The following is a 12,661-nucleotide window of genomic DNA, read 5'->3' as shown; positions in this document are numbered from 1 at the left end:
GGCTGTTCGCCGAGGTGCTGGGGCTGGACGGGGTCGGTATCGACGACGGCTTCTTCGACCTCGGCGGCGACAGCATCATGTCCATCCAGCTCGTCGGCCGCGCCCGGCGGGCCGGACTCGAACTGTCGGTCCGCGACATCTTCGAGCACCGCACCGTGGCCGCGCTCGCCGACGTCGTCACGGAGGTGGCGGGGACCGTCGCCGAGGAGCCGGGCGCCGGCATCGGCGAGGTGCCCCTCACCCCGATCGCGCACTGGCTGCTGCGGCGCGGTGCGGACGTGGACGGGTTCAACATGTCCGTCGTCCTCCAAACCCCCGCGGCGCTGCGCCTCGACACACTCACCCGATCCCTCCAGACCCTCCTCGACCACCACGACGCCCTGCGCGCCCGGCTCACCTCCGGCCCCGAACGCCGACTGGAGACAGGGGCACCCGGCACGGTCGACGCCGCGCCCCTGGTACGCCATGTGCGGGCCACCGGACAAGGCGGCCGGCACCTCGACGAACCCGCGCTCAACGCCCTGGTACGGGCCGAGAGCGAGAGCGCCAGGGACCGGCTCGACCTGGACCGCGGCACGGTCGTACAGGCAGTGTGGTTCGACCGTGGCACCGATACGCCGGGCCTGCTGCTCCTCCTCGTCCACCACCTGGTCGTCGACGGGGTGTCCTGGCGCATCCTGGTACCCGACCTCGCGGAGGCACACGAGGCCATCGCCGCCGGCCGCACGCCCGAACTCCAGCCCACGGGAACCTCACTGCGCCGCTGGGCCCAGCGGCTGACCGAGGAAGCGGCCGAACCGGCCTGGGTCGCCGACGCCGCCTGGTGGCAGGAGACACTGCGGAAGGCGGACCGCGGCCTCGGGCGGCGCGCGCTGGACCCCGCCCGGGACACCACGGCGGCCGCCGGACACATCAGCCTCACCCTTCCGGTGGGCGTCACCGAAGCCGTGCTGACCCGAGTGCCCGCCGCGTTCAACGCGGAGGTCAACGACGTCCTGCTGACCGCCTTCACCCTGGCCTGGGAACAGTGGCGGGGGGAGACCGGCCTCCTGCTCGACCTGGAGGGGCACGGCCGCGAGGAGCACCTCGTCCGGGGCGCCGACCTGTCACGCACGGTGGGGTGGTTCACCAACCTCTACCCCGTGCGCCTGGAGACCGGCGCCACCGACCTCGCCGACGCGTTCGCGGGCGGTCGAAGCGCGGGCGACATCCTCAAACGCATCAAGGAACAGCTCAGGGCCGTGCCCGACAAGGGCATGGGCTACGGCCTCGTCCGGCACCTCAACCCCGCTACGGCCGAGGGGTTCGAGGGACTGACGGATCCTCAGGTCGCCTTCAACTACCTGGGCCGCTTCGCCACCACGGCGGCCGGCCAGGACGCCGACTGGACCCCGCTCATCGGCATCGACAGCGTCGCCGGGGACCCGCCGCACCTGCCGCTCGCCCATGCGCTGGAGCTCACCGCCCGTACGCATGACGGCCCCCGGGGATCGCAGTTCGTCGCCTCCTGGACCTGGGCCGGCGGAATCCTCGACGAGGACGAGGTCCGCGAACTGGCCGATCTGTGGTTCCGGGCGCTCGAAGCCCTGGTGGCCCACGCCGAGAACCCCGAATCCGGCGGACTCACCCCCTCCGATGTCTCCCTGTCCTCGATCACCCAGGACGAGATCGAGGCGTTCGAGGACGAACTCGGCGACCTGTTCGACGACATGCCGGACGACGAAGAGCCGGCCGCAAACGACGACGTACACGCTCCTGAAGACGAAGAAGAGGCCCGAAAGTGAGTCGCACCCCGCGGAAGATCGAGGACATCCTGCCGCTGGCCCCGCTCCACGAGGGCCTGCTCTTCCACAGCGTTTACGACCAGGGCGAACTCGACCCCTACGTCGTCCAGGCGGCCTTCGACATCGAGGGCCCGCTGAACACGGCCACCCTGCGCACCGCCGCCGAGGCCCTCCTGGCCCGCCACGCCACCCTGCGCGCCGCCTTCCGGCAGCGCAAGAACGGCGACTGGGCGCAGGTGGTGATGCGCACCGTGCCGCTGCCCTGGGCCGAGACCGACCTGACCGCGCTGCCCGAGGACGAGCGGCCCTCGGCCGCGGCCGAGGCCATGGCCGCCGACCGGAGCACCCGGATCGATGTGACCCGGCCCCCGCTGCTGCGCTTCACGCTCATCCGGCTCGGCGCCTCGCTCCACCGCCTGGTGCTGACCAACCACCACCTGGTGCTGGACGGCTGGTCGCTGCCCGTCCTCATGGGTGAACTGTGCACGCTGTACGACGCCCACGGCGACGACAGCGCCATGCCCCGCGTACGCCCCTACCGCGACTACCTCACATGGCTGGCGGCACAGGACCGCGAGGCGGCCCGCGCCGCCTGGCGCGAGGCGTTCGCCGACCTCGCCGAACCCAGCCCGGTGGCACCCGGCGTCGACCGCACCACGGTCGCCTCCGCCGAGGTCCTCGCCTCCTTCTCGCGGTCCGGCACCGCCGCCCTCACCGAGATCGCCCGGCGCAGCGGCGTCACCCTCAACACCGTCGTGCAGACCGCCTGGGCGATCACCCTCGGGCGGCACACCGGACGCGACGACATCGTCTTCGGCACCACCGTCTCCGGGCGCCCGCCGCAGATCGACGGCGTCGAACGGATGGTGGGCCTTTTCATCAACACCCTGCCCACCCGGATACGGCTCCGAGCCGCCGAGCCGTTCGCCGAACTCCTCACCCGCGTCCAGTCCGAGCAGACCCGGCTCACCCCGCACCAGCACCTCGAACTCGCCGAGATCCAGCGTGCCGTGGGCCACGGCGAGCTCTTCGACACCTCCATGGTGTTCCAGAACTATCCCGTCGAGCGCGCCGCCACCGTCGGCGAGGGCATCGCCTCCGCCGTCCAACTCGTCCCCAGCAAGGACCGCGAGGCCACCCACTACCCGCTGATGCTGGTCGGCTCCGCACGCGACACCATGCTGTTCAGGCTGAACCACCGGCCCGATGTCTTCGACGAGACCGCTGCCCAGCGGTTCCTGGACCGCTTCGTACGGGTCCTGCACGCCCTCGTCGCCGACCCGGAGTTGCCCGTCGGCCGGATCGATGTGCTGGACGAGGCCGAGGTCCGGTCGGTGTTGTGGGACTGGAATGACACGGTGTGTGAGGTGCCGGGTCGGTCGGTGGTGGAGTTGTTCGAGGAGCGGGTGGTCCGGTCGCCGGATGCGGTGGCGGTGGTGGCGGGTGGTGTGTCGCTGTCGTGTCGCGAGTTGGATGTCCGGGCTGGGCGTTTGGCGGGGTTGTTGGTTGGGCGTGGGGTGGGTCCGGAGTGTTTTGTGGCGGTGGCGTTGCCGAGGTCGGTGGATCTGGTGGTGGCGTTGCTGGCGGTGTGGAAGGCGGGGGCGGCGTATCTTCCGCTGGACACGGAGTATCCGGCCGACCGGCTCGCCTACATGCTCCAGGACGCGGCCCCCACACTCATCCTCACCACGGATGAGCTGGCGGATGTGGTGCCGGATGTGGACGACATCCCACGAGTGCTGCTGGACGCGCCGGAGACCGTCGAGGAGCTTTCCCGGACGGCGGGGGAGGGGCCGATCGCCTCTCGGGCGCTGTCGCATGCGGCGTATGTGATCTATACGTCGGGTTCGACGGGGCGGCCCAAGGGCGTGGTGGTGCCGCAGGGGCCGTTGGCGAACTTCGTGGTGGCGATGGCCGGGCGGTTCGGGCTTTCGGGCGAGGACCGTTTGCTGGCGGTGACCACCGTGGGCTTCGACATCGCGGGTCTGGAGCTGTTCGTACCACTGCTCAGCGGTGCCGCGGTGGTGGTCGCGGAGCGCGATGTGGTGCGGGATCCGGCGGCGTTGTGCGGGCTGGTGTCGGCTGAGCGGATCTCGGTCATGCAGGCCACGCCGAGCCTGTGGCGGGCGGTGCTGGCCGAGGACGCTTCGGTGCTGAGCGGTGTCCGGGTGCTGGTCGGTGGTGAGGCGCTGCCCGCCGATCTGGCCGTGGCGCTGGCCGAACGTGCCGAGTCGGTGATGAACATGTACGGGCCGACGGAAACCACCATCTGGTCGACGGCCTGGCCGGTCACATCGGAGGCGGCGGGCGCGCCGCGTATTGGGCGGCCGATCGCCAATACCCGGGTGTATGTGCTGGACGGCGGGTTGCGACCGGTGCCGGTCGGGGTGCCGGGTGAGTTGTATATCGCGGGTGAGGGTGTGGTCCGTGGCTATCACGGGCGGTCGGGGCTGACCTCCGAGCGGTTCGTGGCCGATCCGTTCGACCGCACCGGCGGTGGGCGGATGTATCGCACGGGCGACCTGGTGCGGTGGACGGCCGAGGGCGAGCTGGAGTATCTGTCCCGGGTCGATGACCAGGTCAAGCTGCGTGGATTCCGCATTGAACTGGGTGAGATCGAGACGGTGCTGGCCGGGCATGACGGCGTGGCCCAGGCCGCCGTCCTCGTGCGCGAGGACCGGCCAGGCGACAAGCGGCTGGTCGCCTATCTCGTCCCGGCGGCGGATGGTGGCGTGCCGGGCGGCGCCGAACTGCGGCGTCATGTGGCCGAGCGACTCCCCGACTACATGGTGCCCTCCGCGTTCATGCCCCTGGACACGTTCCCGCTGACGCCGAACGGCAAGCTGGACCGGCGCGCCCTGCCCGCGCCCGACTACGGACCGGGCTCGATGGGCGGCCGGGCCCCGCGCTCCCCGCGCGAGGAGATCCTGTGCGGTCTCTTCGCCGAGGTGCTGGGCCTTGAGTCGGTCACCATCGACGACGACTTCTTCGGCCTCGGTGGCCATTCGCTGCTGGCCACGAAGCTGGTCAGCCGGATCCGCTCGGTCCTGGACGTCGAACTGGCGGTGCGACGGGTCTTCGAGGCCCCCACCGTCGCCGAGCTCGCCACCGCGCTGGACGCGTCCGCCGCGGTGCGCTCGCCGCTACGGGCGGTGGAACCGCGCCCGGCGCGGCTGCCGCTGTCGCTGGCCCAGCAGCGGCTGTGGTTCCTGCACCAGTTCGAGGGGCCGAGCGCCACGTACAACATTCCGGTGGCGCTACGGCTGAGCGGTGAGCTGGACGAGCGCGCGTTGCGGCTGGCCCTGGGCGATGTGGTGGCGCGGCACGAGAGCCTGCGCACGGTGTTCGCCGAGGACGCCGACGGTCCGTACCAGGTGGTCCGGGACGCCGAGGCGGTCGAACTCACCGTGGTACGGACCGACGAGACCCGGCTGCGCACCGAACTCCTCGGCGCGGCCCGCCACGCCTTCGACCTCCGGTCCGAAGGACCGCTGCGCGTCCGGCTGTTCGAACTGGCCGACGACGCGTACGTACTGCTGGTCGTCGCGCATCACATCGCGAGCGACGCGTGGTCGATGGGCCCGCTGGCCCGCGATCTGACCGGTGCGTACGCGGCACGGGTCGACTCCGGTGGGGCTCCCGGCTGGGAGCCGCTGCCGGTCCAGTACGCGGACTACAGCATCTGGCAGCGCGAGGTGCTCGGCGCCGAGGACGACCCCGACAGTGAGATCACCCGCCAACTGACCTACTGGAAGGCCGCGTTGGCCGACCTTCCGGAAGAGCTGCCCCTGCCGTTCGACCGCCCCCGTCCGGCGGCCGCCACCTACCGGGGCGACTCCGTCCCCCTCGACCTCGCTCCGGAGCTGCACGAGAAGCTGACACGGATCGCCCGTGACCGCCGGGCCAGCCTGTTCATGGTGGTGCAGGCGGCGCTGTCCACGCTGCTCACGCGCCTGGGCGCGGGGACGGACATCCCCCTCGGCACCCCAGTGGCCGGCCGCACCGATGACGCGCTGGACGACCTGGTCGGCTTCTTCGTGAACACACTGGTGCTGCGGACGGACACCTCCGGTGACCCGACGTTCGCAGAGCTGATCGAACGGGTGCGGGCGCGCGACCTGGAGGCGTACGCGTACCAGGACCTGCCCTTCGAGCGGCTGGTCGAGGTGGTCAACCCGGAGCGTTCGCTGTCCCGGCATCCGCTCTTCCAGACGATGCTCACGCTGAACAACACCGAACAGGGCGCGGAGACCGCGGTCGCCTCGCTACCGGGGCTGACCGTGGCGAACGAGCCGGTGGCCGTGGGCGGGGCGAAGGTCGACCTGTCGTTCCGGCTGGGCGAGCGGCGGGGCGATGGTCCGGACGGGGGTGTGGTGCTTGAGGGGGCTCTGGACTTCAGCACCGATCTGTTCGACCGCGCCACGGCCCAGCGCGTCGCGGAGCGTTTCGTCCGCGTTCTGACCCTGCTCGCCGAGGACCCCGAGCGTCATATCGGGGAGGTGGAGTTGCTGGACGCGGTGGAGCGGGAGCGGGTGCTGGTCGGGTGGAATGGTGAGTCGCGGGGTGTGCGGGGTGTGTCGTTGCCCGTGCTGTTCGCGGAGCAGGTGGCGCGGACGCCGGATGCGGTGGCGGTGGTGTGCGGCGGGCGTGAGGTGTCGTACGGGGAGTTGGATGCGTGGTCGAACCGGGTGGCGCGGTGGTTGGTGGGTCGGGGGGTGGGGGCCGAGCGGTTTGTGGGTGTGGTGTTGCCGCGGTCGGTGGAGTTGGTGGTGGCGTTGTTGGGTGTGGTGAAGGCGGGTGGTGCGTATGTGCCGGTGGATCCGGAGTATCCGGCGGAGCGTAAGGCTCACATCCTGACCGACGCGCGGCCGGTGCTGGTCATTGACGATGTGGCGGATCTCGCGGCGGCCGATGTGTACTCGGATGAGCCGGTGGAAGAGGTGCGGGAGCTGTCGCATCCGGCGTATGTGATCTATACGTCGGGTTCGACGGGTCGGCCGAAGGGTGTGGTGGTCGAGCATCGTTCGGTGGGGGCGTATCTGGAGCGTGCGCGGGAGGTGTATCCGGATGCGTCGGGTACGGCGTTGCTGCACTCTTCGGTGGCCTTCGACCTGACGGTGACGGCGTTGTACACGCCGTTGGTGAGCGGTGGCCGGGTGGTGCTGGGTGAGCTGGATGAGCGGGCGGTCGGTGTCGGTCGGCCGTCGTTCATGAAGGTCACCCCCTCGCATCTGGGGTTGTTGGAGGCGTTGCCCGAGGAGGTGTCGCCGTCGGGGACGTTGATCACCGGTGGTGAGGCGCTGGTGGGTGAGGCGCTGGTGTCGTGGCGGGCCGCGCATCCGGATGTGACGGTGGTCAATGCGTACGGTCCGACGGAGGCCACGGTCAACTGTGCCGACTTCCGGATCGAACCGGGGCAGACGGTTGCCGGTGGTGCGGTGCCGATCGGGCGGCCGTTCTGGAACACGCGGGCGTATGTGCTGGACGCGGGGTTGCGTCCGGTGCCGCCGGGAGTGGCGGGTGAGCTGTATATCGCGGGTGTGGTGCTGGCGCGTGGCTACTTGGGGCGTACGGATCTGACCGCCGAGCGGTTCACCGCCGACCCTTACGGCCCTGCGGGTGCGCGGATGTATCGCACCGGCGATGTGGCGCGCTGGAACGCCGATGGCCAGCTGGTGTACGTGGGCCGGGTGGATGACCAGGTCAAGGTGCGGGGCTTCCGTATCGAACTGGGCGAGATCCAGGCTGTGCTGCGTGGTCATCCCGAGGTGGCTCAGGCCGCGGTGGTTGTGCGGGAGGACCGGGCCGGGGATCAGCGGCTGGTCGCCTATGTGGTGGCGGATTCCAACGTTTCCGATGCGGGGTTGCGGGAGCACACCGCCGGATTGCTGCCGGACTATATGGTGCCGTCGGCGTTCGTGACCCTGGACGCGCTGCCGTTGACGCAGAACGGGAAGCTGGACCGGCGTGCGTTGCCCGCACCCGACTACGGGCCCGAGAGGGCTATGGGCAGGGCGCCGCGTTCGCGCCGCGAGGAGATCCTGTGTGGTCTGTTCGCCGAGGTGCTTGGCGTGGAGTCGGTGACCATCGATGACGACTTCTTCCGTCTCGGTGGCCATTCCCTGCTGGCGACGAAGCTGGTCAGCCGGATCCGTAGCGTGATGGACGCGGAGCTGCCCATCCGGCAGCTCTTCGAGACCCCCACGGTCGCGGGTATCTCCACCGCTCTCGCGACGGATGGTATGCGTCGTCGTGTGACCGTGGCCGATCCGCGACCGGAGCGGATCCCGCTGTCGTATGCCCAGCAGCGGCTGTGGTTCCTCAACCAGTTCGAGGGCCCCAGCGCCACCTACAACGCTCCGGTCGCGCTACGGCTGACCGGCCATCTGGATCGGGACGCGCTGCGCCTGGCGCTCGGCGATCTGGTCGCCCGCCACGAGAGCCTGCGCACCGTCTTCACCGAGGACACCGACGGCTCCCGGCAGATCGTCCTGCCCGCCGACGAGGTGCGTACGGAACTTCCGGTGGTCGAGACCGACGAGCGGCGGCTGGACGCGGACCTGGCCGAGGCGGCGGCCCGCCCCTTCGACCTCGCCGCCGAAACCCCCTTCCGCGCCGTGCTGTTCGCGGTCGCGGAGCGGGAGCATGTGCTGCTCGCCCTGACCCACCACATTGTCAGCGACGCGTGGTCGCGCACCCCGCTGGCGCGTGATGTGGCGGCGGCGTACGCGGCCCGTGTCACCACCGGTGAGGCTCCCGTGCGTGAGCCGTTGCCGGTCCAGTACGCGGACTACAGCCTCTGGCAGCGCGATGTCCTCGGTGACGAGTCCGACCCGGGCAGTGAGATCTCGCGTCAGCTCGGCTATTGGACCTCCGCGCTGGAGGGTCTGCCGGATCAGCTGGAACTGCCGTACGACCGGCCGCGCCCGTCCGTGGCCACCTATCGTGGCGACCGCATCCCGTTCCAGGTCTCCCCGGAGCTGTACGCACGGATCAGCGAGGTGGCCGGGGAGGCGCAGGCCAGCCCCTTCATGGTGCTTCAGGCCGGGCTCGCGGCGCTGCTGACTCGGCTCGGTGGGGGAACGGACATCCCCATCGGCACGCCGATCGCCGGCCGTACCGACACCTCGCTCGATGAGCTGATCGGTGTCTTCCTGAACACGCTGGTGCTGCGCACGGACACTTCGGGGAACCCCAGCTTCGCCGAGCTCCTCGACCGGGTCCGGGAGACGAACCTCAGTGCCTACGCCCATCAGGACCTGCCCTTCGAGCGGCTGGTCGAGGTGCTCAACCCGGAGCGCTCGCTCGCCCGTCATCCGCTCTTCCAGGTGCTGCTGACCCTCAACAACACCGACTACCAGGGTGCGCTGGACTCGCTGGACGGCCTTCCGGGGCTCACCGCCGAGCGACAGCAGGTCGAGACGTCAGTGGCCAAGTTCGACCTCGCCTTCGGCTTCACCGAGAGCCATGACGAGAACGGGCAGGTGCGTGCGCTCAACGGCGTCCTGGAGTTCAGCACCGACCTGTTCGACCGCGCGACGGCCCACACGCTCACCAAGCGACTCATCCGGCTCCTGACCGAGGCCGTGGCCGAGCCGACCGCCCCCGTGTCTCGTGTCGATCTGCTGGACGAGGTTGAGGCGCGGTCGGTGTTGTGGGACTGGAATGACACGGTGTGTGAGGTGCCGGGTCGTTCGGTGGTGGAGTTGTTCGAGGAGCGGGTGGTTGGGTCGCCGGATGCGGTGGCGGTGGTGGCGGGTGGTGTGTCGCTGTCGTATCGCGAACTGGATGGGCGGGCTGGGCGTTTGGCGGGGTTGTTGGTTGGGCGTGGGGTGGGTCCGGAGTGTTTTGTGGCGGTGGCGTTGCCGAGGTCGGTGGATCTGGTGGTGGCGTTGCTGGCGGTGTGGAAGGCGGGGGCGGCGTATCTTCCGCTGGACACCGAGTACCCGGCCGACCGGCTCGCGTACATGCTCCAGGACGCCACACCGGCGCTCATCCTCACCTCGGAGGAGTCCGTCGACCACCTCCCTCATGTCAGTGGCATTCCGCGTCTGCTCTTGGATTCCGCAGCCGTACGGGCAGCGCTCGACGAGCTTGCCGACGTCGAGGAGGTACGGACGGCCACGGCTCCCGACGCCTCCGCGTATGTGATTTATACGTCGGGTTCGACGGGGCGGCCGAAGGGTGTGGTGGTGCCGCAGGGGCCGTTGGTGAATTTCCTGGTGTCGATGGCTGGGCGTTTCCAGCTCACGGGTGAGGACCGTTTGCTGGCGGTGACTACGGTCGGGTTCGACATCGCGGGGCTGGAGTTGTTCGTGCCGCTGCTCAGCGGTGCGGCGGTGGTGGTGGCCGGGCGGGATGTGGTGCGCGATCCGGCGGCGTTGTGTGGGCTGGTGTCGGCTGAGCGGATCTCGGTGATGCAGGCGACGCCGAGTCTGTGGCGGGCGGTGCTGGTCGAGGACCCGGCAGTGCTGGGTGGTGTGCGGGTGTTGGTGGGTGGTGAGGCGTTGCCTGCTGATCTGGCGGTGGCGCTGGCGGGTCGGGCTGAGTCGGTGACGAATTTGTATGGTCCGACGGAGACCACGATCTGGTCGACGGCGTGGCCGGTTACTCCCGAGAGTGCGAGTGGCCCGCGTATCGGGCGGCCGATCGCCAATACCCGGGTGTATGTGCTGGACGCGGGGCTGCGACCGGTGCCCGTCGGCGTGCCGGGTGAGCTGTATATCGCCGGAGCGGGTGTGGTGCGTGGCTATCATGCGCGTCCCGCCCTGACCTCGGAACGCTTCGTGGCCGATCCGTTTGACCGCGTCGGCGGTGGGCGGATGTATCGCACGGGTGATGTGGTGCGGTGGACTGCCGGTGGTGAGCTGGAGTATCTGTCGCGGGTTGATGATCAGGTCAAGCTGCGTGGTTTCCGGATTGAGCTGGGTGAGATCGAGGCGGTGCTGGCGGGGCATGACCGGGTCGGGCAGGCTGCTGTCCTGGTCCGTGAGGACCGGCCCGGTGACAAGCGCCTTGTGGCCTATCTCGTCCCGGCGGCGGCGGATGCTGGCCTGGTCGGCGCTGAGGTGCGTGAACATGTGGCGGCCCAGTTGCCCGGCTACATGGTGCCGTCGGCGTTTGTCACGCTGGATGCCTTCCCGTTGACGGCGAACGGGAAGCTGAACCGCCGTGTGCTGCCCGCGCCCGACTACGGTCCTGAGGGCGCGGGAGGCCGTGCGCCGCGTTCGCCGCGTGAGGAGATCCTGTGTGGTCTGTTCGCCGAAGTTCTCGGCGTGGAGTCGGTGACCATCGATGACGACTTCTTCCATCTGGGCGGCCATTCCCTGCTGGCGACCAAGCTGGTCAGCCGGATCCGTACCGTCCTGGACGCCGAACTGGCCGTACGCCGCGTCTTCGAGGCGCCGACGGTTGCCGAGCTGGCGGCTGTGCTGGATGCGTCGGCGGTGGTGCGGTCGCCGTTGCGGGCGGTGGTGCCGCGTCCGGCGCGGTTGCCTTTGTCGCTGGCGCAGCAGCGGTTGTGGTTCCTGTATCAGTTCGAGGGTCCCAGCGCGACGTACAACATCCCGGTGGCGTTGCGGCTGAGGGGCCCGCTGGACGAGGGTGCGTTGCGGTCGGCGCTGGGTGATGTGGTGGCTCGGCATGAGAGCCTGCGCACCCTGTTTGCGGAGGACGCAGACGGCCCGTACCAGGTGGTCTTGGACTCCGCGGAAGTAGAACTGACGGTGGCCGCGACCGACCGGGAAGCAATCCAAAAAGAACTGGCCCACGCGATACGGACTCCCTTCGACCTCATGAACGACGTGCCGTTACGCGCCTGGCTGTTCCAGCTCGGCCATGACGAGCATGTGCTGCTGCTCGTGGCACACCACATCGCGAGCGACGCCTGGTCGATGGGTCCGCTGGCCCGTGATCTGACGGCGGCGTACGCGACCCGCGTCACCACCGGTGACGCTCCCGGGTGGGAGCCGCTGCCGGTGCAGTACGCGGACTACAGCGTCTGGCAGCGCGAGATGCTGGGTGCGGAGGACGACTCCGACAGTGAGATCACCCGCCAACTGGCCTACTGGAAGGCCGCGTTGGCGGACCTTCCGGAGGAACTGCCGCTGCCGTTCGACCGGCCGCGGCCGGCGATCTCCTCGTACGAGGGTGACCGGATCACCTTCGAGGTACCGTCCGGCCTCCACGAAGAGCTGACGCGGGTCGCCCGCGAGCGTCGGGCCAGCCTGTTCATGGTGGTGCAGACGGCGCTGTCGACACTGCTGACGCGACTGGGCGCGGGCACGGACATCCCGCTGGGCACGGCCATCGCCGGGCGCACGGATGACGCGTTGGACGACCTGGTCGGCTTCTTCGTGAACACCCTGGTGCTCCGAACGGACACGTCAGGCGATCCCACATTCGCCGAACTGCTCGACCGCGTCCGCGGTAAGGACCTTGAGGCGTATGCCTACCAGGATCTGCCGTTCGAGCGGCTGGTGGAGGTGGTCAATCCGGAGCGGTCGCTGTCGCGGCATCCGTTGTTCCAGACGATGTTGACGTTGAACAACACGGAGCAGGGTGGAGCGTCGGCTGTTGCTTCGTTGCCGGGTCTGTCGGTGGCGGGCGAGCCGGTGGCGGCGGGAGCGGCGAAGTTCGATCTGTCGTTCCGGCTGGCGGAGCGTCGTGGTGAGGCGGATGGGGGTGTGGTGCTGGAGGGGGCGTTGGACTTCAGCACGGATCTGTTCGACCGCGCCACGGCGCAGGGCATCGCGGAGCGATTCGTGCGTGTTCTTACCGCGCTCGCTGAGGATCCCGATCGCCGTATTGGTGATGTGGAGTTGTTGTCCGCGGTGGAGCGGGAGCGGGTGCTGGTCGGGTGGAATGGTGAGTCGCGG

2 protein-coding genes are annotated in these 12,661 nt (G+C 69.7%); both read left to right on the top strand.

Annotated features, from left to right (window positions below; genetic code table 11):
* Positions 1 to 1,784: condensation domain-containing protein (locus AB0E24_RS45640; RefSeq protein ID WP_359385918.1), on the top strand; the 1,784-nt coding region annotated here is incomplete at its 5' end.
* Positions 1,781 to 12,661: non-ribosomal peptide synthetase (locus tag AB0E24_RS45635; RefSeq protein WP_359385916.1), on the top strand; the 10,881-nt coding region annotated here is incomplete at its 3' end. The genes AB0E24_RS45640 and AB0E24_RS45635, both read left to right, overlap by 4 nt.

The organism is Streptomyces malaysiensis subsp. malaysiensis (assembly GCF_040653035.1).
Lineage (GTDB): Bacteria > Actinomycetota > Actinomycetes > Streptomycetales > Streptomycetaceae > Streptomyces > Streptomyces malaysiensis.
The sequence above is the reverse complement of the archived record's forward strand: the minus strand, read 5'-3'. Positions and strand labels throughout refer to the sequence as shown.